The sequence below is a fragment of the Modestobacter italicus genome, from assembly GCF_019799965.1.
GTDB classification, from domain to species: Bacteria; Actinomycetota; Actinomycetes; order Mycobacteriales; family Geodermatophilaceae; genus Modestobacter; species Modestobacter italicus_A.
The window spans coordinates 104,720-126,807 of sequence record NZ_JABGCJ010000006.1 but is presented as its reverse complement, the minus strand read 5'-3'; the positions used below and the strand labels follow the sequence as shown (position 1 = coordinate 126,807).

20 protein-coding genes and 1 riboswitch are annotated in these 22,088 nt (G+C 75.3%); of the genes, 8 read left to right on the top strand and 12 right to left on the bottom strand.

What is annotated here, in order from left to right; all coding sequences use genetic code 11:
- Positions 1 to 191 precede the first annotated feature (191 nt).
- Both HLA93_RS15700 and HLA93_RS21640 read left to right on the top strand, forming a co-directional pair.
- A complete protein-coding gene (locus tag HLA93_RS15700) occupies positions 192 to 464 on the top strand; it encodes a type II toxin-antitoxin system Phd/YefM family antitoxin (protein ID WP_222195356.1) in 273 nt (90 codons plus the stop codon).
- Complete coding sequence (locus HLA93_RS21640; RefSeq protein WP_222195355.1) at positions 461 to 745, top strand: type II toxin-antitoxin system RelE family toxin; 285 nt, start codon at positions 461 to 463, stop codon at positions 743 to 745. Before HLA93_RS15700 ends, HLA93_RS21640 begins: the two co-directional genes overlap by 4 nt.
- A gap of 60 nt (positions 746 to 805) precedes the next feature.
- Here the strand turns inward: HLA93_RS21640 and HLA93_RS15690 are convergent, their stop codons facing one another.
- From HLA93_RS15690 to HLA93_RS15660, 7 genes are all read right to left on the bottom strand, one after another.
- Positions 806 to 1,768: an ROK family protein gene (locus HLA93_RS15690; protein WP_222195354.1), complete on the bottom strand. Its 963-nt coding sequence runs from the start codon at positions 1,766 to 1,768 to the stop codon at positions 806 to 808.
- Entirely contained in the window at positions 1,765 to 2,496 is a 732-nt protein-coding gene (locus tag HLA93_RS15685) for a copper homeostasis protein CutC (protein ID WP_222195353.1), read from the bottom strand. The genes HLA93_RS15690 and HLA93_RS15685 overlap by 4 nt, the downstream gene beginning before the upstream one ends.
- Complete coding sequence (locus HLA93_RS15680; RefSeq protein ID WP_222195352.1) at positions 2,493 to 3,473, bottom strand: asparaginase; 981 nt, start codon at positions 3,471 to 3,473, stop codon at positions 2,493 to 2,495. The genes HLA93_RS15685 and HLA93_RS15680 overlap by 4 nt, the downstream gene beginning before the upstream one ends.
- On the bottom strand, positions 3,445 to 4,314 hold the full coding sequence (locus HLA93_RS15675) for an amino acid ABC transporter permease (protein WP_222195351.1): 870 nt from the start codon (positions 4,312 to 4,314) through the stop codon (positions 3,445 to 3,447). The genes HLA93_RS15680 and HLA93_RS15675 overlap by 29 nt, the downstream gene beginning before the upstream one ends.
- Positions 4,311 to 4,955: an amino acid ABC transporter permease gene (locus HLA93_RS15670; protein ID WP_222195350.1), complete on the bottom strand. Its 645-nt coding sequence runs from the start codon at positions 4,953 to 4,955 to the stop codon at positions 4,311 to 4,313. The genes HLA93_RS15675 and HLA93_RS15670 overlap by 4 nt, the downstream gene beginning before the upstream one ends.
- A gap of 45 nt (positions 4,956 to 5,000) precedes the next feature.
- On the bottom strand, positions 5,001 to 5,960 hold the full coding sequence (locus tag HLA93_RS15665) for a glutamate ABC transporter substrate-binding protein (RefSeq protein ID WP_222195349.1): 960 nt from the start codon (positions 5,958 to 5,960) through the stop codon (positions 5,001 to 5,003).
- 82 nt (positions 5,961 to 6,042) lie between these two features.
- Complete coding sequence (locus tag HLA93_RS15660; protein ID WP_306433409.1) at positions 6,043 to 6,798, bottom strand: amino acid ABC transporter ATP-binding protein; 756 nt, start codon at positions 6,796 to 6,798, stop codon at positions 6,043 to 6,045.
- A 140-nt stretch (positions 6,799 to 6,938) separates the two neighbouring features.
- On the opposite strand from HLA93_RS15660, the gene HLA93_RS15655 reads away from it, so the two are divergent.
- From HLA93_RS15655 to HLA93_RS21830, 3 genes are all read left to right on the top strand, one after another.
- On the top strand, positions 6,939 to 8,117 hold the full coding sequence (locus HLA93_RS15655; protein ID WP_222195348.1) for an ROK family transcriptional regulator: 1,179 nt from the start codon (positions 6,939 to 6,941) through the stop codon (positions 8,115 to 8,117).
- Positions 8,118 to 8,257: 140 nt separating this feature from the next.
- Positions 8,258 to 8,791, top strand: coding sequence for a hypothetical protein (locus HLA93_RS15650; RefSeq protein WP_222195347.1), 534 nt, complete (start codon positions 8,258 to 8,260; stop codon positions 8,789 to 8,791).
- 138 nt (positions 8,792 to 8,929) lie between these two features.
- A complete protein-coding gene (locus HLA93_RS21830; protein WP_222195346.1) occupies positions 8,930 to 9,532 on the top strand; it encodes a PKD domain-containing protein in 603 nt (200 codons plus the stop codon).
- Positions 9,533 to 9,586: 54 nt separating this feature from the next.
- Here the strand turns inward: HLA93_RS21830 and HLA93_RS15640 are convergent, their stop codons facing one another.
- The 3 genes from HLA93_RS15640 to HLA93_RS15630 form a co-directional block, all read right to left on the bottom strand.
- Entirely contained in the window at positions 9,587 to 10,108 is a 522-nt protein-coding gene (locus HLA93_RS15640; protein ID WP_222195345.1) for a C40 family peptidase, read from the bottom strand.
- A gap of 15 nt (positions 10,109 to 10,123) precedes the next feature.
- A riboswitch (cyclic di-AMP (ydaO/yuaA leader) is annotated at positions 10,124 to 10,262 on the bottom strand.
- Positions 10,263 to 10,635: 373 nt separating this feature from the next.
- The gene (locus tag HLA93_RS15635; RefSeq protein WP_222195344.1) at positions 10,636 to 10,920 is read right to left on the bottom strand and encodes a HesB/IscA family protein; all 285 of its coding nucleotides are present in this window, start codon (positions 10,918 to 10,920) and stop codon (positions 10,636 to 10,638) included.
- 201 nt (positions 10,921 to 11,121) lie between these two features.
- Positions 11,122 to 12,072: a helix-turn-helix domain-containing protein gene (locus HLA93_RS15630; protein WP_222195343.1), complete on the bottom strand. Its 951-nt coding sequence runs from the start codon at positions 12,070 to 12,072 to the stop codon at positions 11,122 to 11,124.
- Between the two features lie 181 nt (positions 12,073 to 12,253).
- Here HLA93_RS15630 and HLA93_RS15625 point away from each other — a divergent pair, with 181 nt between their 5' ends.
- The 3 genes from HLA93_RS15625 to HLA93_RS15615 all read left to right on the top strand — a co-directional run bounded on the left by HLA93_RS15625 (position 12,254) and on the right by HLA93_RS15615 (position 15,320).
- A complete protein-coding gene (locus HLA93_RS15625) occupies positions 12,254 to 13,090 on the top strand; it encodes an alpha/beta hydrolase (RefSeq protein ID WP_222195342.1) in 837 nt (278 codons plus the stop codon).
- Positions 13,087 to 13,875, top strand: a complete 789-nt coding sequence (locus HLA93_RS15620; RefSeq protein WP_222195341.1) for an MBL fold metallo-hydrolase — start codon at positions 13,087 to 13,089, stop codon at positions 13,873 to 13,875. Before HLA93_RS15625 ends, HLA93_RS15620 begins: the two co-directional genes overlap by 4 nt.
- Positions 13,876 to 14,114: 239 nt before the next feature.
- On the top strand, positions 14,115 to 15,320 hold the full coding sequence (locus tag HLA93_RS15615) for an HNH endonuclease signature motif containing protein (RefSeq protein WP_222195340.1): 1,206 nt from the start codon (positions 14,115 to 14,117) through the stop codon (positions 15,318 to 15,320).
- A 64-nt stretch (positions 15,321 to 15,384) separates the two neighbouring features.
- Here the strand turns inward: HLA93_RS15615 and HLA93_RS15610 are convergent, their stop codons facing one another.
- On the bottom strand, positions 15,385 to 21,159 hold the full coding sequence (locus tag HLA93_RS15610) for an AAA domain-containing protein (protein WP_222195339.1): 5,775 nt from the start codon (positions 21,157 to 21,159) through the stop codon (positions 15,385 to 15,387).
- A gap of 73 nt (positions 21,160 to 21,232) precedes the next feature.
- On the bottom strand, positions 21,233 to 22,084 hold the full coding sequence (gene sigJ / locus HLA93_RS15605; RefSeq protein WP_222195338.1) for an RNA polymerase sigma factor SigJ: 852 nt from the start codon (positions 22,082 to 22,084) through the stop codon (positions 21,233 to 21,235).
- Positions 22,085 to 22,088 lie beyond the last annotated feature (4 nt).

Genomic DNA, 22,088 nt, shown 5'->3' with positions numbered 1-22,088 from the left:
AGTCGCGACTTTGGCCCTTCGGGGTCTGACCGGCATGCAGACGGTGTCGTCGGGGCGACGTGGTCGGGCAAGGGCGGGTGTGGACGAGTCCGCCCGCGGTCGGTAGGCGCTCAGACAGTGCAGGTGCGGGCTCGTCGGTGAGCACTCGGCTCATGGCGCTATCTGGCCTGAGTTCTGGCTAAACTGGAGACATGACGACCGTGCCGCTGAGCGAGGCCAAGGACAAGTTGTCTGCGTTGGTCGAGGCGGCGGAGACCACGCACGACATCGTGACGATCACCCGGCACGGTCGTGAGGCGGCCGTGCTGATGGCGAAGTCCGATCTGGACTCGCTGCACGAGACGATCTTCTGGCTGTCGCAGCCGGGGGTCCGCGAGGACGTCGAGTCGGCCCGTCGGGAACTGGCCGAGGGGACGACCACGAGCGCTCAGGACGTCCGGACGGAGTTCGGGCTCCCGGAGTGAGCTCGCCCTACGACGTCCGGATCTCCTCGGCGGCGCACCGCCAACTGCGACAGCTCCCGCCCCGGGTGGCGCCGGCCGTCGTCGAGTTCATCACCGCAGTCCTGGCGGAGAATCCGCTGCGGTTGAGCAAGCCACTGACAGGTGAGTTCGAGGGGCTGCGCAGCGCCCGCCGTGGCGACTTCCGGGTGCTCATCGTCATCGACGAGCCGACCAGAACGGTCCTCGTGGTGCGCGTTGCGCACCGAGCCATGGCGTACCGCCCTCCGCCGCCGACCGGCTGAGCCGATCCCATCCGGAGCCCCCCGGGCGGCCATGTTGGCGAACATGGCCGCCCGGGGGCGTCAGGGGGTGGGGGCTCCGAGGAAGGGGGCTCGGGTCCAGGTCTGAAGGGCGTCGGGGTGACCGGCGTGGCGGAGGGCGAGGGCGGCGGCGCCGATCCAGCCGGCTTCGCTGCCGAGTTCGGCCAGCTTGACCGGTGGGGCGGCGCGCCAGGCCAGGCCGGCGGCCAGGGCGGCGCGTACCGGCTCCAGCAGGGCGTCGCCGGCGGCGGTGAAGCCACCGCCGAGCACGATCGTGGTCGGGTCCAGCAGCAGGGTCGCGGTCACCAGGCCCTGCGCGAGCACGGCCATCGCCTCGGCCCAGACCCGGTCGGCGTGTGGGTCGGCACCGAGCCGGGCCACGACGTCCTCCGCTGGCAACAGGACACCGGAGAGAGCGGCGTACCGGCGGGCCAGGCCGGCGCCGGAGGCGTAGACCTCCAGGCAGCCGAACTGGCCGCAGGTGCAGGCCTCGCCACCCGGGACGAGAGGGATGTGGCCGAGCTCGCCGGCGGCCCCGCCGTCGCCGGTGACCGGCCGGCCGTCGGTGACCAGCGCCGCGGCGACGCCGGTGCCGATCGTGACGAGCACGAAGTCGGAGACGCCGCGCGCCGCACCGAGCAGCTGCTCGGCCAGGCCCGCCGTCCGGACGTCGTGGCCGGTGACGACCGGCAGGCCGGTCGCGGCGGCCAGTTGGGCGCGCAGCGGCACGTCGCGCCAATCGAGGTTGGACGCGTAGACGACGGTGCCGCTCGCCTCGTCGATCATCCCGGGGGTCACCACGCCGGCGCCGACGACGTCCAGGTCGTGGTCGCCCGCCACGACGGCCAGTGCGCGGAGGTGGCCGGCGATCGCGCCGACGGTGTCCGTCGCTGGGTCGGTGGGCCAGCGCTCGACCACCACCGGCCGCCCGTCCCGGGTGACGACCGCGCCCTTCATCGAGCTGCCGCCGACATCGATCGCCAGCACCGCTGCACCCGAGCTCACGACGCGAGCGCCTCGACCACGTCGCGGATCGGGGCGGCGGAGGTCGCCAGCCGCGGGACGGCGTCGTAGCTGACCGCGGTGGCCGATCCGGCCGACGCGGCGACCGGCGCGGCCGCCCGCAGGTGCACCTCGGGCACACCCGTCTCCGCGACGAGGGCGGCGACGTTCGCTCCGCGCACCGACCCGCCGGCCAGCACCGCGATGCGTCCGGCCGAGAGCTCCACCAGCCGGCGCAGCACGTCCGCACCCTCCGCGGCGGTCGGCGCGCCACCGGAGGTGAGCACCCGGGACACCCCGGCCTCGATCAGCACCGGCAGCGCCCACGGCAGGTCGGGCAGGGTGTCGAACGCGCGGTGGAACGTCACCGGGCACGGCCCGGCCGCGGCGACCAGCCGGTCCAGCACGTCGACGTCGATCCCGCCGTCGGCGGTCAGCGCACCCACCACGAAGCCCACCGGCACGGCGGCGTCGAGCGCCCGGACGGCGGCGATGTCGGCGAGCATCACGTCGACCTCGGCGGGGGAGTAGACGAAGTCCCCGGCGCGCGGCCGGATCAGCACCTGCACCCCGATCCGGGACACCCGGGCCAGCACCGCCTGCACCAGCCCGATGGACGGCGTCGTCCCGCCCTCGGACAGCGCCGCGCACACCTCCACCCGGTCGGCGCCGCACTCCTCGGCGATCGGGGCGCCGGCGACGTCGTCGATGCAGATCTCGACCGCGGTCACCGGCTCTCCAGCCAGGCCTGGACGTCGGCGCCCGGCTCGATCGCGCCGACCGGCACGCCGCCGCCGAGCACCGGCACCGACGTCCAGGCGGCCGCGGCCGACACGTCGACGCCGAGGGCACCGAGCACGGTCAGCGCCAGCAGCGTGGTGGCCCGCGGGTTGCCGTCGACGACCTTCATCGCCACGGCCTGACCGTCAGGCCCGGCCACGCCGATCACGCCCTCGGCGCCGCCCTTGGCCACCGTGCCCGGCACGAGCTCCATCACCGCGGAGTTCTGGTGCCCGGTGCCGCCGACGAAGTACGGGTGCGTCCGCATGGCGGATGCGACGAGAGCAGCCGGCCCGTCGGCGGCGACCCGCAGCGACCGGAAGGCGGTCGCGAGCCCGCGCACGGTGGTGCCGAACAGCGGGGCGCCGCAGCCGTCGATCGCGTCGTGCCGCACCGGCGCGCCGGTCAGCTCCGCGGTCACCGCGCGCACGCGCTGCTGCAGCGGGTGCGCAGGGTCCAGGTAGGTCTCGGTGTCCCAGCCGTTCACCGCGGAGGCCAGCAGCATCGCGGCGTGCTTGCCCGAGCAGTTCATCCGCACCCGGCTCCGGTCGAAGCCGGCCCGGATCAGCCGGTGGCGGGTGCCCTCGTCCTCCGGCCAGTCGGCCGGGCACTGCAGCGCCGCTTCGTCCAGCGAGGCCCGCTCCAGCAGCGCCCGGACCACGTCGACGTGCGCGTCCTCGCCGGTGTGGCTGCCGGCGGCGATCGCCAGCTCCGGCCCGGTCAGCGGCGCACCGGCGGTCAGGCAGGCCAGCGCCTGCAGCGGCTTGGTCGTCGACCGCGGCAGGACCGTGGCGTCCGGGTCGCCCAGGGACAGCGCGACCGACCCGTCGGCGTCCAGGGCGAGCAGCGAGCCGAGGTGCCGGCTCTCCACCAGGCCCGAGCGGCGGACGACGGCGAGTTCAGCGAGCAACGGGGGTCTCCAGTTCACGGTCGGCGGCCTGTTCGGCGGGCGCGGACGGCGGCGCCACCTGGCGCCTGACCCGGGTGCGCAGCCGTGCGGCCAGATAGGACAGGGCGCCGTTGAACACCAGGTAGACCAGCGCGACGACCAGGAAGGTCTGGATCAGCAGCCGGTTGTAGGCGCTCAGCACCTGCGCGCGGTAGAGCAGCTCGGTGAAGGCCACCACGTAGCCCAGCGAGGTGTCCTTGATCAGGCTGACCAGCTGGGTGATCAGCGACGGCGTGACGTGCCGCAGCGCCTGGGGCAGGACGACGAAGCGCATCGCCTGGCCGCGGCGGATGCCCAGGCTCAACGCCGCCTCGGTCTGCCCGCGCGGCAGGGCGAGCACCCCGGCGCGGACGATCTCGGCGACCACCGCGGCGTTGGCGATGGTCAGCGGCACGACCAGCTTCCACAGCACCGGCAGGTTGATCCCGTACGCCGGCAGTCCGAACAGCATCAGGTAGATCAGCAGCAGGACGGGCAGCGTGCGGGCCACCTCGATGTAGCCGGTGGCCAGCCAGCGCACCGGCCGGTTGCGCGAGAGCCGGCCGATGGCCAGCAGCACCCCGAACGCCCCGGCCAGGACGGCGACCAGCGCGGCGGCCAGCGCGGTGCCGCGCAACCCGACCAGCAGGTAGGACCAGATCGGCCAGTCCAGGAACGGCGTCCACCGGTCGGCGTCCAGCTGCCCGTGCGAGGCGAACTGCGCCAGCGCGAGCGCCAGCAACCCGGCCAGCACCAGGGCGCTGACCACCGAGCCGAGCAGGATGCGCCGCCGGGCACGCGGCCCGGGGGCGTCGTAGAGGAACGCACCGCTGTGGCTCATCGGTGGATCGCCACCTTCTTCTCGATCCGCCCGGCGCCCAGCCCGATGGCCAGCGCGAGCGCCATGTAGGTGAGGCCGGCGGCGGTGAAGATCGGGATCGGCTGGGCCTCGACCAGGTTCACCTTGTTCACCGCCGAGGTCAGCTCGACCACGCCGACGGTGGCCGCCAGCGCGGTGTTCATCAGCAGCGCGATCATCACGTTGCCCAGCGGCTGGACGACGGCGCGCACCGCCTGCGGGACGACGACGTACCGCAGCGTCTGCGACAGCCGCAGCCCCAGCGCGCGGGCCGCCTCGACCTGGCCGGGCGCGACGGTGTTGATCCCGCTGCGCACCGCCTCGGCGACGTAGGCCGCCTCGTAGACGACGAGCACCACGATGACCGTGGTGAGCAGCGGCATCAGCAGGCCGGCGTCGGGCAGTGCGAAGACGGCCAGCAGCAGCAGCGCCAGCAGGGGGATGTTGACGAACACCTGCACGTAGGCCCAGGCGGCCCCGCGCAGCACCGGGATGGGGCTCACCCGGGCCACGGTGACCAGCACCCCGAGCACCAGGGAGCCGGCCGCGGAGACCACCAGGATCAGCGCGGTCGTCCCCAGTGCTCTCAGCAGGGGGTCCAGGTTCTCGATCACTGCAGTCACGTCGTCGTCCTCTGCTGGCGCTGCTGCTGCCTCAGGCGTGCCGGGTCAGGAGCCCGGCACCGAGCCGATCTCCGGCGGCGTCGGGGCGTCGCCCTCGACGACCGTGCCGAGGGTCGCCTCCCAGATCTCGGCCCAGGAGCCGTCGTCCTGGATCTCGGTCAGCCAGGTGTTCACGAAGTCCTTGAACTCCGGGTCCTCCGGGGGCAGGCCGATGCCGTAGGGCTCCTCGGTGAACGGCTGGACGGCGACCTTGATGTCGTCGTTGGCGTCGGCCGCGGCCAGCAGCAGGGTGTAGTCCTGCACGTAGGCGTCGCCGCGGCCCTGCACCAGCGCCTGCACCGCCTGCGGGTCGGTGGCGAAGCTGGTCACCTCGGCGCCGGGGGCCACCTCGGGGACGGCGGTGACGGCCGGGGTGTTGGCGCCGACGATGACGTTCTTGCCGTCGAGGTCCTCGACGCTGGTGATGTCGTCGTTGTCGGCGGCGACCGCCACCGCGAGACCGGAGGTGAAGTACGGGCCGGCGAAGCTGATCTGCTCGGCCCGCTCCTCGGTGATCGTGTAGGTGTTGAAGACGACGTCGACGGTGCCGTTCTGCAGCAGCGCCTCCCGGGTCTCCGACGCCGGCGGCACGATCTCGATGTTCGGCTCGCCCAGGATGTAGATGGCCAGCATCTTCGCCAGGTCGATGTCGAAGCCCTCGACGTCGTCGGGGTTGCTCGGGTCCTGCTGGGAGAGCAGCGGCGCGTCCAGGGCTGCGGCGACGCGCAGCACGCCCCGGTCCTTGATCTCGGCCATCGTCGACTCGGGGAGGATCAGCGAGTCGTCGGCGACCGGCGCGTCCTCGTAGACGGCGTCCAGGCCCGCGGCGGCGGTGTCGTCGCCACCGCCGGGGACGGCGTCGGACGACGAGTCGGACGAGCCGCACCCGGCGATCGCCACCGAGGCGGTGGCCAGCACGGCGGTGATCAGCGGGAGGCGACGCCGGGGAAGGCGGATGTCACGCATGCCTTGCCTTTCTGGTGAGCCCTGCCGGGGGAGCGGCGCCGGGCGGGGGAGTGGGCAGGTCTGCCCGGGGTGCGCTCGGCCGTCAGTGGGCCAGCACGTTGGAGAGGAACGAGCGGGCGCGCTCGCTCCGGGTGGCGTCGAAGAACTCCGCCGGTGGGGCCTCTTCGACGATCTGACCGGCGTCCATGAAGACGACGCGGTCGGCGGCGCGGCGGGCGAAGCCCATCTCGTGGGTCACCACGACCATGGTCATGCCGTCGGCGGCCAGCGAGGTCATCACCTCGAGCACCTCGTTGACCATCTCCGGGTCCAGCGCCGAGGTGGGCTCGTCGAAGAGCATCAGCTTCGGGTGCATGGCCAGCGAGCGGGCGATCGCGGCGCGCTGCTGCTGGCCGCCGGAGAGCTGGGCGGGGAAGCGGTCGGCCTTGTCGGCGATGCCGACCCGCTCCAGCAGCGTCATCGCCTCGGCGCGGGCGGTGGCCTTGGCGACCCGGCGCACCTTCAGCGGCGCCAGCATCACGTTGTCCAGCACGCTCAGGTGGCCGAACAGGTTGAACGACTGGAAGACCATGCCGACGTCGGCGCGCAGCTGGGCCAGCTGCGGGCCCTCCTCGGGCAGCGGCTCACCGTCGACCCGGATCTCGCCGGCGTCGATCGGCTCGAGCCGGTTGATCGTGCGGCACAGCGTCGACTTGCCCGAACCGGACGGCCCGATGACCACGACCACCTCGCGCGGGGCGACGTCCAGGTCGATCGAGCGCAGCACGTGCAGGTCGCCGAAGTGCTTGTCGACGCCACGCATGCGGACCATCGGCGTGCTCACCATCGGCGTGCTCATCGCCCTGCTCCTCACGATCGACCCTGAACGTTGGAGGAAGGCTAAGTGGCGATCGTTACAACGAGAAGTCCATCAAGTATTTCCACTTCCGGAGTAAGTATCCGTTGCTTCGGACGACGGCCGTTGCTTCACTGACCGCCATGCCCACCCCCGCCGCTGACCGGTCGGCCACCTCACCGAGCGAGGTGCTGTCCCTGGTCCGGCTCGGCCGCGCCACCTCCCGGGCCGACGTCGCCCGCGAGACGGGGCTGTCGGCGACCACCGCCGCCGCCCGGGTGGAGATGCTCATCCGGCGCGGCTGGCTGGTGGAGACCGGCAGCGGGCCATCGGCCGGCGGGCGGCCGCCGCGGCGGCTGGAGATGTGCGGCGCGGCCGGCCTGGTCGCGGCGGTGAGCCTCGGGGAGCGGCACGCCGCCATCGCCGTCCTGGACGCCGCCGGCCGGCAGGTCGCCGAGCAGCACCTGCCCATCGTGATCGCCGACGGCCCCGAGGCCGTGCTGCGCACCGTGACCACATCGATCGAGGAGGCCGTGGCCGGCCTGGACGACGCCCCGCCGTTGCTCGCGGTCTGCGTCGGCGTGCCCGGGCCGGTCAGCGCGCGCACCGGCCAGGTCGTCTCCCCGGCCCGGATGCCCGGCTGGAACGGCGCGGACGTCGCCGCGATCGCCCGGCAGTGGCTGGACGTGCCGGTGAGCGTGCAGAACGACGCCAACCTGATGGCGCTCGGCGAGCACGCCGCCGGCGGGTCCGCGCCCGAGGACATGGTGTTCGTCAAGGTCGGCTCCGGCATCGGCTGCGGCGTCGTCGTCGGTGGGCAGCTGCACCGGGGCAGCGGCGGGTTCGCCGGCGACATCAGCCACACCACGGTGCCCGGCGCCCCGCCGGTGCCCTGCTCGTGCGGGCGCGTCGGCTGCCTGGACGCGGTGGCCAGCGGTGCCGCGCTGGTCGAGCAGCTCGCCGAGCGGGGGGTCGCCTCGTCGGGCACCGAGGGGATGCTCGACCTCGCCCGCGACGCCCACCCGCTGACCACCCAGCTGCTGCGCGAGGCGGGCGGCAGCACCGGCACCGTGCTGTCGACCATCCTCAACTTCTTCAACCCGCAGCGGCTGGTCATCGGCGGGCACCTGAGCAGCGCCGAGGCCTTCGTCGCCGGCGTCCGCTCGGCGATCTACGCGCAGTGCCCGCCGATGATCACCGACGGTCTGGAGATCGCGGTGAGCCGGGTCGGCCAGCAGGCCGCGCTGCTCGGCGCCGGCCGGGAGGCGCTGGACCTGGCGTTCTCCCCGGAGCAGCTGGCGGCGCGCACCGGGGCTCGCTGAGCCGGGTGGGACTGCTGTGCCGGGTGGTGTGACGACTCGGCAACGGCCACGCGCCGTGGGCGTTCCGCGACTCCGTGTGCCCCACTCTGCACCCGAGTGATCACCGGGGAACGTGGTCATCGGGGAACGAGGAGTACGACATGCGCGGGATCGTCGTGATCGACCAGCCGGTCGAGGACCGGGTCGTGGGCTGGCACGTCAGCGTCGGTGACGGCCTGGAGTCGACGATGGCCGGCGCCTGGGTGCTGCCGGCCGACGACCCTCGTATCGGCACGTTGCTGACCGGCCGCGTGCTGGTCGCCACCGACAAGGCCGCCGCGCGGTTCGGTCGCGGCTCCGACGTCGGCGCCCTGGCGATGGCGATCGTCGCCGAGACCAGTGCGCTGGACGCCGCCTTCGCCGCGCACCTGGCCGCACTGCCGTCGTCCCGGCGCAGCCTGGTCGCCCCGCGCTGGCCGCGGATGGCCCTGCGCCCGACCCGGGTCACCGCCGGCGACCCGCTGGCCAGCGGTGCGCTCACCCTCGCCCGCTGGGTGTCGGATCTGCTCGCCGCCTGGGACCAGATCGAGAAGGAGCGGCTGGCCCGCCCGTTCCTCGCCGCCCGCGGGGGCGACCGGGCCCGCCCCTTCCCGCCCGGCTGGGGAGCGCCCGCCCCCGTCGCGCTGGCCGCCTGACCGGCCCCGTCACAGCTGCCACTCGTGCACGGTTCCGACCCAGTCGTCGCGCGACACCGCCGGCCTGACCCGCCACCGGTCCACTGGTCGGCAGTCTCCCCTCAGCAGCGCCAGTGGGCGCTCGAGCAGAGGAGTGACGTGACCCAGGAGCGCACCGGCACCGCACCGCAGGACCGCACCCTGGTCTGCGCGGGCACGCTGCTGTCGCTGCTGGTCGTCCTGGTCGCGATCGCCGGCGGGCTGCCCACCGCCGTGGGCGTGCTCGGCGCCGTCGTGGCCTCCGTCGGCGCGGTCGCGCTGGTGCGGGGCCAGGCGCACCGCCTGCACGTCGTCGGCCGCCCGGCCGGCGCGGTGGTGCTGGGTGTCGGCGCGGTGACCCTCGGTGCGGCCGTCGTCCTCGCCGCCGGGACGCCGGGGGCCGGTGCCGACCCGGCGCTGGACGCCGCGCCCGCCACCCCGCAGGCGCAGCAGGTCGCCCCGGTGGCGGCCGCGCCCGCGCTGGCGATCACCTGCCCCGGTGGGTGGGGCGCCTCGCCGCTGTTCGGCCACGACGTCACGGCCACCGCGCCGTACTCGGTGACCATCGACTACGGCGACGGCGACGTCTACACCCACGACGACCAGCACTTGTCCGCCGTCTTCTCGCACACGTACGCCACCCCGGGCAGCTTCGAGGTCACCGCCGTCGTCACCGACGCCACCGGCCAGACCGCCACCGGCAGCTGCACCTACCGCTGGTGAGCACCGCGGGTGCCCCCGGCCGGGGGCACCCGCGGAGCCGTCACCCCCGGGGTGTCAGACCAGCCGGCGGGCGGAGTGGTAGCCCCACATCTGGTCGACGTCGGCGATCCGGACGACGTCGCCGCTGGTCGGCGCGTGCACCATCTGGCCGTTGCCGATGTACATGCCCACGTGACCCACCGGGTCGTAGAAGAACACCAGGTCACCGGGCTGCAGGTCGGCCCGGGCAACGGGCGTGCCCATCGTCGACTGCATCCGCGAGGAGTGCGGCAGCGAGACGCCGGCCGCGGCGAAGGCGTACTGGGTCAGGCCCGAGCAGTCGTAGGAGTTCGGGCCGGCGCCGGCCCACACGTAGGGCTTGCCCTGCTGGGCGAGCGCGGTGTCGACGGCCACCTGGGCCGCGACGTTCGGGGCGACGACGGGGGCCACCGGAGCGGCCACCGGCGGGGCGCCGCCACCGGCCGCGGCCTGCGCGGTCAGCGGGGTGAGCACGACTCCCGCGCCGGTGAGCAGAGCGATCAGCGCCCGCCGTCCGGCTCGGGGGGAGCGGCGGGGCGAGGTGTGCATGGTCGTCATGGACGACGTGTCTCCTGGTTCTCCTCGACCGCCTACCGAGTTAGCTGACGGGTTCGGGCGGGGAACTCGCCCGGCGCGACCGTGCTGGCTCGCGCTTCACCCCAGAACTGCGATGGGTCCCCGGCCCGGGCGATCGTGCCGCCGGTGTCTCAGCGGCCGCCCGGTTCGGCGGTGCCCGGCGGGTCGTCACCACGGGCGGTGACGTCTCGAACCCGGCGGGCGGCACGACCGTAAGCGGCCTTCCGGGACCCCGCTGGTGGCCGGATCGGGTGCTGCAGACGTCGAAACGAGACCGCCCGTTGCCGGCCGCGACACGACTCGCCGAAGCCGACCTGCAGGGCCTCGAACGACCCCTCGGCGGCGGTCGGCGTGTCGGACGGCGCGGTCGGTGGTCCGGCCATCTGCCGTCGGTCGCGCGTGCCCGAACGGTGCGTGAGCGGGTGACCACGGCTGGGCCGGGTCCGGGAACGACGACCGCCCCGCGCCGGCGGGGCCGGGGCGGGGCGGTCGTCGTGCGGGTCCGGCGGTCAGCCGGCGGAGTCGGCGATCCCGAACTGCACCTTGCCGGAGGGGTCCGGGACGGCGTCGAGGGTCTTGTCGTCCAGCAGCGTCGCGGCCTTCGGGTCCAGGAACACCCGGACGCCGTCCTGGTCGACGACCTGGTCGTCCTCGGCCGGCACCGCGGCCAGGCCCAGTGCCAGGGACTGCCCGGACGGGTCGTCGGCGATCCGCAACCCGCCCTGGTCGGGCAGCTCCGTCTGGTCGAGGATGCCGCGGATCGCGGTGGCCGCCTGCGGGGTCAACGTGAGCATGGTGGAGGTTCCTCTCGGTGTCGGGGTGCCCTGACCGGGCGCGCGCAGTGCGTCGTCGGGCCGCGCGGCGGCCGGTCAGGGGTGGTACCTCGCCCCTCCAACGTCCCGAAGGTGCTGCGTCCGGGTCAAGCGTGGGCGGAGATCGTCATGAGGTCGCAGTACTGGGCGACACCGGCTGCTCGTCCACCGAGCCGGCCCGGTTCAGCCCCTGGGGCACCGCTGCCACTCCCGTGGGGTGACGCCGTAGGCCAGCCTGAACCGCCGGCCGAAGTGGCTGGGGTCGACGAAGCCCGCGGAGCGCGCGACCGCGGCGATCGACCGGCGGCGGCCGGCGGGCGACGCCAGCTGGGCGCGGGCAAGCTCCAGGCGCTGCCCGATGACCTCCTGTTCGAGGCTCAGGCCGGCGTCGCTGAACACCCGGTAGAGGTGGCGCACCGACACCGCGTGGGCGCCGGCGATCGACTCCGGTGTCAGGTGCGGGTCGGTCAGGTGCTGGCCGATGTGCGTGCGCACCCGGGTCAGCAGCGTCTGGTCGCGCACCGGACCGGTGAGCCGGGGGTCGCCGGCGGCCGACACGATCAGCGCCCGCAGCAACTCGACCGTCGCCGTCCCGAGGGTGGTCGCGCCGGGATCGCCCGACAGTTCTCCGGCCCGGGTGCAGACCTGCCCCAGATGGGTCCGGACCAGACCGTGCAGCCGGCTGGCCCGCAGCCGTGGCGACGCGCGCCGGACGACGTCCACCGGCAGGCCGAGCTGGTCGTGCAGCACCTGGAACGACCGGGAGCCCCCGCCCACCGAACAGCCGAACGAGTACGGCGCGGTGAGGTCGACCAGCATCAGGTCGCGGCCCTGCACCAGCTGCTCGTGCCCGAGCTGGCTGAACTCGCCGCGGCCCTCGGCCTGGAACGCCAGCACGACGACCGCCGGGCTCTCCCGGCGCACGTGCCGCGCGGTCCGGATCAGGCCGAACGCCGAGGCGTCCGTGTTGAAGACCGACGCCCGGCCGAGGGGGAACAGGTGCATCCGCGCGTACATCCGCTCCGGTGGCGTCCGGTGGTCCACGCGGCAGGGCACCGAGGCCTCCTGCATGGCGACGCGGAAGGCCTCCACGCGGTCGGCGCGTGGGAGGTCGTGAGTGTCCAGCAGCAACATCAGGGGCCCCCAGGGCCGGCGACGTCCCTCGTCGGGTCGCGGCCGAGCGTGGCAGAGGGGCGCGCGGTCGGGAAGGTGTCGTGGCACGTACGGACCACAGGCGTGCAGGCACGGCCGATCCGGGGTGGGGACGCGCTGCCAGGGTCGCTGCCACCACGATCCCGACCGCGAGGAGAACGCCATGACCGCGCCGTCCGCCCCCGACACCGTCGTCCTGATCCACGGCTTCTGGGTGACCCCACGCAGCTGGGAGGGCTGGAAGGCCCACTACGAGGCGCGCGGCCTCCGGGTGCTCACCCCGGCCTACCCCGGCTTCGAGGTGGAGGTCGAGGCGCTGAACGCCGACCCGACGCCGATCGCGCAGGTCACGCTCCCGCAGATCGTCGAGCACCTGGCCGGCGTGATCGGTGCCCTCGACCGTCCGCCGGTGCTCATCGGTCACTCCGCCGGCGGCACCATCACCCAGCTCCTGCTGGACCGCGGGTTCGGTGCCGTCGGCGTGGCGCTCAACTCCGCGCCCACCGAGGGGGTGCGGGTGCTGCCGCTCTCGCAGCTCCGCTCCACGTGGACGGCGTTCAAGAACCCGGCCAACCGGCACCGCGCCGTCCCGCTCACCGAGGAGCAGTGGCACTACGCATTCACCAACACCTTCGACGCCGAGGAGTCGCGGCGGCTCCACCAGCGCTACGCCATCCCGGCGCCCGGTTCGATCCTGTGGAGCTCGGTGCTGGCCAACTTCATGCCCGGCCCGCAGGACGCCCACGTCGACTACCACAACGCCGCGCGTCCGCCGCTGCTGTTCGTCTCCGGCAGCGAGGACCACATCATGCCGCCGTCCGTGCAGCGCTCCAACGCGGCGCACTACCGCGGTGACACCGTGACCGAGCACCGCGAGTACCCGGGCTACGCCCACCTGCTGCCGGCTCAGCCGGGCTGGGAGCGGATCGCCGACGAGGTGCTGGACTGGGCACTGGCGCACGTGAGCGGCGACCGCCCGATGGCCACCGGGGCGCAGTGAGGCTGACCCACGTCGGCGGGCCCACCGTGCTGGTCGAGGTCGCCGGCTGGCGGCTGGTCACCGACCCGACCTTCGACCTGCCGGGTCGCCGCTACCGGTTCGGCTGGGGCACGAGCTCGCGGAAGGTGACCGGCCCGGCCGTTCCGGCGGCCGAGCTGGGAGCCGTGGACGCCGTCCTGCTCACCCACGACCACCACGCCGACAACCTGGACGACGCCGGTCGGGCGCTGCTCTCGTCGGTGCCGGTCGTGGTGACGACCGCTCCCGGTGCCGCGCGGCTGGGCGCCGGCGCGCGGGGCCTGCGGCCCGGCGAGACGACGGTGCTGACGGGGCCCGGCCGACCGTCGTTGGAGGTGGTGGCGACGCCGGCCCGGCACGGCCCGCCGCTGAGCCGGCCAGTCGCCGGGGACGTCGTCGGCTTCGTCGTCCGCCGGGCCGGTCAGCACGACGGTCTGGTGTGGATCACCGGGGACACCGTGCTGTTCCCCGGGCTGCGTCAGGTGGCCCAGCGGCTCCGGGTGGACACCGCGGTGCTGCACCTCGGCGGCGTGCGCTTCCCGGTCACCGGCCCGCTGCGGTACTCGATGACCGGCCGGCAGGCGGTGCAGCTGTGCGGGCTGCTCGACGCCCGCACCGTCGTGCCGGTGCACTACGAGGGCTGGAGTCACTTCGTGCAGGGCCGCGCCGGGATCGAGCGCGCGCTGGCAGGTGCGCCGGACGACGTCCGGCAGCGGGTCCGGTGGTTGCCGATGGGGGAAGCGGTCGACCTGGCAGCGGGGGGCTGAGGGGGCGGTGGCGCCAGGTCCGGACACCGGTGCTCCCGCCTGCTGAGCCGATGAGCGCAGGCACAGCCCACGCCGGCGGATCGTTGCGCACGCGCTCACGACGCGTCAGCGTCCCGGTCGGCTCTTGTCAAGCTGCTGGCCGGATCTGTGGACAAGCCTCTGACCTGCGGTTTCGCATTGTATGACCGCCTCGGCGACGGTAGACTTCGCACAGGTGTTCGAACCGGTCGGGAGGTGTCGTGAGCGAGTTGATGTCGGCTCTGGACGCCTTGGCGACCGATGACCTGCACGGTCTGAGTGATGGTGAAGTGTTGGACCGGACGGCGTTGCTGGTGGCGGTGCAGAACCGGGTGGCGGCGGAGTTGACCCGCACGGTGCGGCACGGGGAGGTGACCCAGGCTGCCGAGCATGACGGGTTGAAGTCGATGCGGTCGTGGTTGATCGGGCACGCCAGGCTGTCGGCGGCTGAGGCGTCTCGGGTGGTGCGGTCGGGGCGGGCGTTGGCGCACTTCCCGGCCCTGGCCGAGGGGTTCGCCCAGGGTGCGGTGACGGCGGCGCAGATGGACGTGGTGGCTGCTGCGGTGGGGGAGTCCGAGCGTGCCCGGGCGGCCGAGCAGGACGTGGATCTTGCGGAGTTCGACCGGACGTGGGCTCAGATCGCGGCGGAAGCGTCGCATGAGGTGCTCAAGGCCGCGGTCCAGCTGTTCGAGGTCGCGCTGGATCCCGATGGCGTCGAGCCGGACCCGACGGAGGGTCGACGGCTGACGATCGCCAAGCACGCCGATGGCAGCGTGACCGGCCGGTTCGATCTGGATGCGGTGGGTGGGGAGAAGGTGCAGGCGGCGATCGAGTCGATCGTGCAGGCCGATCGCCCCAAGGGCGATGAGCGCACCCGGGCCCAGCAGAACGCCGACGCGCTCGTGCAGCTGTGTGACAACCAGCTGGCCTCCGGTCTGCTGCCGACGCTGCGGACGGTGAAGCCGCACGTGGTCGTGGGCGTAGAGCTCGATGACCTGGTCGACCCGGCCGCCGGTGCCGGGGCGGCCGAGATGGGGTTCGGGGCGACGATCTCCGCGGCCCGGGCCCGCTGGGTGGCCTGCGATGCCAGCGTCTCGCGGATCGTGATGGGTCCCGACGGGACTCCGCTGGACCTGGGCCGGGACCACCGGGTGGTCACCCCGGGCCTGCGCAAGGCGGTGGAGCTGCGGGACAAGAGCTGCGTGTTCGCCGGCTGCGGGGCGCCATCGTGGTGGTGCGACGTCCACCACCTGATCCACTGGCTCCACGGCGGGGAGACGTCGCTGGAGAACTCAGCGTTGTTGTGCGAACGCCATCACACCAAGGTCCACCACGGATTCCGGGTCGAACGGGATCCCGGTGGACGATGGCGCACCTGGCGGCCCGATGGCACCGAGATTCTGATCGGACCACCGCTGCTCGTGTGATGGTGAGCGGCTGTCCTCGCCCCCCCCCGGAGCCCTGCTGCGCTCGGGGGGCGCGAGCCGTGGGTCACCCGACGACGGGCTCGTCCACGGCTGCGCGCGGTTCGGGCACGCTGCTGGTCTCGCTGCGGGCGGCGAGACCAGCAAGATCACCCGCGTCCTCCGGGCCGGCCGACTCGGGGGCGGGGCTGACGCCACCGACGCCGAACAGGCCGAACCCATCTATGGCGGCCGCTTCGCGGGCGGCCGGGGCATCGGGCGAGCTGTGGTCCTCACGGAACTGCGGGAGCGCCTCGACGAGGGCCTGGGGCGCCGCAGCCACGGGGACCTGGGGGAGCGCCGCCACCGGGACCACAAGGTCACCCGGTGCCGCGTCGTCCGTCACCGCGGTGAGCAGCTGGCCGGAGTCCGCCCGGGTGATCCGGTCGGCCCGCACCGCCTGGGCCAGCGCCGTCTCCAGGTAGGGCATGAGCACCGGGTGCCGGCGGCGGTGCCCGAACACCGCCAGCGTCTGCGAGAACAGCTCGTCCCGGGTCAGCCCGGCAGCCGACCGGCACAGCGCCACCATCGCGTTGGCCATCTCCGCCGGCGGCACGTGCTCCAGGGCCCGTTCGGTGCTCGCGGCCTGCCGGCGGAACGCGGTCCACGACGCCGGGTCCACCGACGCCGGCCACAGGAACTCCGCATCGGCACCCGGCAGCAGCGCCAGGATCGACTCGATCCGGGCAGCGTTCAGCCGCGGCACCCCGCAGGCCGCCGCGGTCAGCCGGGCCAGCCGCTCCCGGTGGATCGGACCCTCGGCCGCGACCCCCGCGGTCAGCAGCCGCCGCACCAGCCGCGCCGCCTCCGGGTTCGCCAGCTGTCGCAGCGTCGACGGCTCACCCACCGGCTTCGGCGTCCACGGCCGGAACAGCTCCTCGTCCGGCAGCCGCGCCGGCGTCACCACCGGCAGCGCCGCGACCCGCACCGGCTCACCCACCGGACCGTCGTCCTCGTCGTCCAGGTCCAGTGGCTCGACGATCGGCTCGGCGACCGGCGTGCTCGGCACCTCCAGCGGGGCCAGCAGCGGCACCGGCGGCAGGGCACCGGCCACGGCCGCGACCAGCCGGTCGAGCACCGCCTCGCGCTCGGCCAGCCACTCCGGCAGCCACACCCGCTGCACCGCCGGCCACCCGCGCGCCGTCTCCAGCTCCAGGTACGTCAGCTCCCGATCGACCGGGTGCTGCGCCGCCCACGCCTGCCCGTCGAGCCGCACCGCCAGCAGCGGCTGGTCCGGCGCCTCGGCCCGCGCCACGGTCAGGTCGAGGGCGGACGACGAGCCCACGTCCGTCCGCGCCACCAGCCCGCGGTCGCGCAGCCCGGCGGCGACGTCCTCCCGGTACGGGTCCGGCGCCGGCGCCCGCCCACCGGCCCGGGGGAGGACCTCCGAACCGTGTTCGGCGAGCTCCAGGTGGGCACGCAGCCAGCGCACGCCGGGCTGAGCGGTGACCTCCGGCCGCAGCAGCTCCGGGGTGAACGACGCGAACAGCACCAGCTGCCGGCGGGCCCGGGTCATCGCCACGGTCAGCCGGCGCTCGCCACCGGACCGGCTCAGCGGCCCCAGGTCCAGCGGCAGCCGCCCGTGCTCGTCGTCCGAGCAGCCCAGCGACAGCAGGACGACGTCGGCCGTCACGCCCTGCGCCTGCTCCACGTCCCGCACCAGCAGCGCGCCGCTCGCCAGCGCCCCGGTCAGCCGCGGGTCGTCCGCTGCCCGCACCAGGCTCTCGATCAGCCGGGCCTGCGGCGGGTGCAGCGTGACCACGGCGACCGAGGGGACGGCGTCCGGCGACGCGTCGAACCGGTGCCGCAGCTCGGCGACCACGGCCTGCGCCTCGACCGGGTTGCTCTGTCGCTGTTCCCCGGCGCGCAGGAAGACCCCCTCCACCCGCACCAGCGAGACCGCCGGCCCGGCTGGCACGCCGGGGACCGTCCGCAGCCGGCCGTCGTAGGCCACCGCGGCGGTGGCCGCGATCAGCGCCTCGTCCCGGCCGGCGTGGTGCCAGGTCAGCTCCCGCCGCGGCACCCCGGCGCGCAGGCAGGCCGCCAGCAGGCCCTCGTCGGGCGGCTCGTCGGGTGCGCAGCGGGGTGGCAGCTGACCGCCGTCACCGACGACCACCGCGGCGAGGCCCCGGCCCAGCGCGCCCAGCGCATCGGCCACCCGCAGCGACTGGGCGTCCTCGACCACCACCAGGTCGAACGACCCCGCCGCCGGTGGCAGCAGCCGGGCCACCGCGTCGGGGGTGGCCAGCACGCAGCCGGTCGGCACCGCCGTCTTCGGGGGCAGCGCCGCCCGCACCGCGGCCTCGGCCCGGGCACGCGCCGCCGCGTCCAGCGACCGGCGCACCGCCTCCTCCGGCGCGGGAGCAGCAACCCCGCCGGCCGCTGACCGCTCGGCGAACGAGGCCTCGGCGACGCCCCGGTCGAACGACGCCAGCGCATCCGCCGCCGGGACGCTGCCGGCCAGCAGGGCCGCACGGGCCTCGGACAGGCCGGCGGCGTCCAGCAGGTGCACGTGCCTCAGCAGGTCCAGCCAGTGCCCGAGCGAGGGCAGACCGAACTGCTCGACGGCCCGCTCCTCCTGGGTCTCCTCCCACCGGCGCACCAGACCGCCGTCGCCGGCCCAGGCCACCAGCTGCTCGATCGATCCCTCGCAGGCGCGCGGCAGCGTGGCCAGCGCCGCCCGGAGCCGGCGCACGGCGACCGCCCGGGCCGGGTCGACCGGCGGGGCGGTGTCCAGGAACCGGCGCAGCGGGGGATTGAACGCCGGCGCACCGTCCAGCACCGCGGCGACCCGGCGGACCGCCGCGACCTCCCGCTCCGCCAGCCCCGGGTCGACCAGCGGGTTCCAGTTCCACGGCACCGCCAGGCCGGCGATCGTCGAGCAGCGCAGCGCCAGCTCGCGGACGGTGGCCTGCAGCTCCGCCAGCTCGGCGACCAGCTCCGGGACGTCGGCCGGCTCCGCGTGCGCGTCCGGGCGCAGCCCCGGCGCCAGCTCGGTGAGGACGGCGGCCAGCCGCTTCCCCCGGCCGAACCGGCCCGACGCAGCGGCCTGCCGGGCGTCGTCGGAGATGCCGGCCAGCGGCAGGTCCAGCGCCTGCGGCAGCGCGACGTCCAGCACCGGGTGGACGGCGGCCGTGAACGCGGCCACGTCGGCGAGCAGGTCGGTGACGTGGTCGGCCCACTCGGGCGTGCGCACCGCGTCGAGGTCGGCGAGGGGCACGGCCGGCCCGGCGAGCACGGTGGCGACCGCGTCGAGGTCGGCCGGGGTGCGGGCGGCGGCCACCACCCGGGCGAGCGGTCCGGCGGGTGGCAGCGCCCGCAGCGCGGTGTCGACGGCGACCGCGGCCGCCTGGACCGCCACCGGGTCGGCGTCCGCCGAGTCGACGAAGCCCCACGGGTGACCCGGCCGGGGCCGGGCGCGCTCGGCCACCTCGGGCAGCGTGCTCAGCAGCTGGCGGACCGCCGCGGTGGTGCGGGCCGAGGCGGTGGCGACGAACGCGGGAGCCAGCGGCAGGACCGGGAGGTCCGGGGCGGCGGACAGCACCCCGGCGTGCGCGGCGGCCAGGGACAGCCCGGCGGAGTTGGGGGCGTGCACGCGGGTGGCGTGCTCGGCCACCGCGCGGCGCGCGTCACGCAGCTCGGCGACCGCCGCGGAGGCCTCGGCGGTGGCTGGCCCCCCGCCGGGGAGCGCGGCGTCGGCGGCGAGGCGGGCGACGTCGCGCAGGCGCCGGGACACCGCGTCCAGCGACTCCTGCTGGGCTGCCACCACCAGCACCCGCTGCCCCTGGCCGGCGGCGGCGACCAGCAGGTCGGCGACGGTCTGGGTGCGGCCGGTGCCGGGGGCGCCCTCCAGCACGAACGTCCGGCCGGCGAGGGCGTCGGCGATCGCCTGCAGCTGATCGGTGTCGGCGGGCAGCGGCAGGGTCGCGCCCAGCTCGGCCAGGTCGACGTCGGCCGCCCCCGGGTCGGCGAACGGCTGACCGGGGCGCAGCAGCACCGGCACCAGCGGGTTGCGCAGCGCGCCGGCGCCCAGCCGCTCGGCGTCCTGCCGCACCCGGTGGGCCGCCGCGGGCAGCACCGCGAGGTCGGCGGTCGGCTCCACCCGGTACGGCAGCCCGCGCTGGGCCAGTTCCTGCCGCAGCGCGGGCAGCGCGCTCGCCAGGTCGGCGGCGCCCCCCTCGTCCAGGCCGGGCAGGGCCACGCCGCTGCGGCGGCGCAGCTCGGTGAGCAGGCAGCCGTTCGGACCGACCGTCCCGGCCGGGTCCGCGCTCAGCCGGTACGCGCCGGAGCTCGGCACCCGGGTGAGCACGACCGGCACCAGCAGCAGCGGCGAGCGCACCGCCTCCCCGTCGACCTCCCAGCTGACCGAGCCCAGCGCCAGGTGGAGCTCACCGGACCCGCCGACCAGCTCCCGCACCCGGTCGGCGAGCAGGCCGAGCCGGCGGGCGTACTCGGCGGAGTGGACGTCGGCGTACACGCCACCGTGCTCCAGCAGCAGCTCGCCGAGCTGGTGTGGCGGCAGGTCACGCGCCGAGCGGATGCCGCGCCGCCGGGCGGCCGCGCCCAGCTGGTCGGTGGGCAGCAGGGTCAGCGCGGAGCCGCGCTCCAGCGTCTCGGCGAGCGCGGCCAGCCGCCCCGGCGGCACGGTCAGCGGCAGGGCCTCCGGGTGCCGGTCGAGGTCCAGCAGGGCGGTCGTCGTCCCGCCGGTCCGTGGCCCGGTGTCGCGGGCCGGGCGGCGGGCGGGGAGTGGCTCCAGTGAGGGCAGCGGGGTGATGCCGTCCAGCCGGGCCCGGTGCACGTCGGTCACCCCGAGCACGCGGTGCAGGTCGCCGGCCAGCCAGGCGGCGGACGCGGTGCGGTGCAGGTCGCCGAAGGTCGCCGGCTCCGCGGTGTGCGCCAGCATGGTGGTCTCGACCAGGGCGATCTCGCCGGCGTGCACCAGCTCGACCAGCCCGCTCACCTCGGTGGTCGCCGTGCTCTCCGCGCAGCGCGCGGTGCGCCAGTACCCCAGGAAGGCGTGCCCGGGGCAGCTGCCGCCGTCGGCGGCGACCCAGACCAGCGGCCGGACGCCGGCGTGCTCGAGCGCGGCGGCGAGGGTGAGCGTGGTGTCCAGGCTGCTCCCGACGCGCTCCTCGAGCACCTCCGCCGGCGTGCGCACCCGCTGCGGGACGTCGGCCCAGCTGGTGGTCGGTGGCTGCGGCCGGACCGCCCGGCGGCGGACCATCTCCACGACCGCCGCGACCGTCTCGTCGATCCGCCGGACCGCGGCGGGCGGCTCGCCGACGGCGGCATCGCCGGTGCGCTGACGGAGCAGGTCCGCGGCCGCGCCGACCAGCCCGGCCACCGCCGGGGAGTCCGGCTGCACGTGCGCGGCCAGCAGCTCCAGCGACAGCGGGGTCGGCGCGGCCAGCCAGTGCCCGGCGGCGAGCACCCGCACGCCGGCGGAGCCGTGCCCCACCAGTTCCCCGTCGTGCTCGACCCGCACGTCGACGGTCCCGGCCCCGCTCTCGCGCACCGCGGCCAGGACGGCCGGGTCCAGCAGCACCAGGTCAGGCAGCGCCGTGGTCCGCCCGGGGACGACGTCGACGACCCGCTCCACCGGGGTGCCCAGCGCGCCGCCGGCGGAGGTGATCGCCGCGGTCACCCGTGCGCCGCGGACCGGTCCGCCGGCCAGCGTGAGCCCGGCCAGCACCGGCACACCCGCCCGGGCGAGCGCCTCGCCGACCACCGGCACGCAGTCGAGCGCCACGGAGACCCGGAGGTCTCGGTCCGCGGCGTGCTGCGGGCACGGCAAGTCGCCCATGGGGCCTGTCTACCGCCGCGGGGCCGGGGTGCGCGGGAGCCCCGGCGGGAGTGTGACGACTGAGGCGGGAGGGTCAGCCCCAGCGGGTGAGCTTCTCCGGGTTGAGCACGATCCACACGTCGGTGGGCCGGTCGCCGGCGACGCCGAGGGTCAGCACCCCACGCATGCCGCCCTCGTCGCGCCACCCGTAGCCGACGCCGTCGCCGGTGGTCACCTCCTCGAGCACCACCCCGGGGTTCTTGGCCAGCAGGCCGAGCAGGAACCGGGCCACGTGCACCGCCCCGCGCACCGGGTTGCGGGCGGCGCTGACCAGACCGCCGCCGTCCGAGCGCAGCACGACGTCCGGGTCGAGCAGGGCGACCAGCGCGCCGAGGTCGCCGCCGGCGCAGGCGGCGGCGAAGGCGCGCACCACCGCGTCGCGTCGCGCCGGTGCCGGGGCGTCGGCGCGGGCCGCGTCGACCCGGCGGCGCGCGGAGGTGGCCAGCTGGCGGCAGGCTGCGGGGCTGCGGCCGACGGCCTGGGAGATCTCGCCGAAGGGCACCGCGAAGACCTCGTGCAGCACGAACACCACCCGCTCGGCCGGCGTCAGCGTCTCCAGCACGACCAGCAGCGCCAGCCCCACCGAGTCGCCGAGGGCGGCGCGCTCGGCCGGGTCGTCGACCGCGTCGGCCGGCACGGGCTCGGGCAGCCACTCGCCGACGTACCGCTCCCGGCGGGCCCGCGCCGAGCCGAGCACGTCCAGGCACACCCGGCTCACCACCCGGGTCAGCCAGGCGGCCGGCCGGTCGATCGCGGCCCGCTCGGCCTCGGTCAGCCGGTACCAGCGGGCGAAGGTCTCCTGGACGGCGTCCTCGGCGTCGGCCATCGTGCCGAGCATCCGGTAGGCCACGCCCGTCAGGTGCTGCTGCTGGTCGGTCACGATCACCCGG

Excerpts from the sequence above, each read along its gene's own strand:
- HLA93_RS15650 (WP_222195347.1), top strand. The coding sequence starts at position 8,258 with ATGCGCGGGATCGTCGTGATCGACCAGCCGGTCGAGGACCGGGTCGTG.
- HLA93_RS15610 (WP_222195339.1), bottom strand. The coding sequence starts at position 21,159 with ATGGGCGACTTGCCGTGCCCGCAGCACGCCGCGGACCGAGACCTCCGG.
- HLA93_RS15655 (WP_222195348.1), top strand. The coding sequence starts at position 6,939 with ATGCCCACCCCCGCCGCTGACCGGTCGGCCACCTCACCGAGCGAGGTG.
- HLA93_RS15660 (WP_306433409.1), bottom strand. The coding sequence starts at position 6,798 with ATGAGCACGCCGATGGTGAGCACGCCGATGGTCCGCATGCGTGGCGTC.
- HLA93_RS15675 (WP_222195351.1), bottom strand. The coding sequence starts at position 4,314 with ATGAGCCACAGCGGTGCGTTCCTCTACGACGCCCCCGGGCCGCGTGCC.
- HLA93_RS15665 (WP_222195349.1), bottom strand. The coding sequence starts at position 5,960 with ATGCGTGACATCCGCCTTCCCCGGCGTCGCCTCCCGCTGATCACCGCC.
- HLA93_RS15640 (WP_222195345.1), bottom strand. The coding sequence starts at position 10,108 with ATGACGACCATGCACACCTCGCCCCGCCGCTCCCCCCGAGCCGGACGG.
- HLA93_RS15630 (WP_222195343.1), bottom strand. The coding sequence starts at position 12,072 with ATGTTGCTGCTGGACACTCACGACCTCCCACGCGCCGACCGCGTGGAG.
- HLA93_RS15635 (WP_222195344.1), bottom strand. The coding sequence starts at position 10,920 with ATGCTCACGTTGACCCCGCAGGCGGCCACCGCGATCCGCGGCATCCTC.
- HLA93_RS15700 (WP_222195356.1), top strand. The coding sequence starts at position 192 with ATGACGACCGTGCCGCTGAGCGAGGCCAAGGACAAGTTGTCTGCGTTG.
- HLA93_RS15625 (WP_222195342.1), top strand. The coding sequence starts at position 12,254 with ATGACCGCGCCGTCCGCCCCCGACACCGTCGTCCTGATCCACGGCTTC.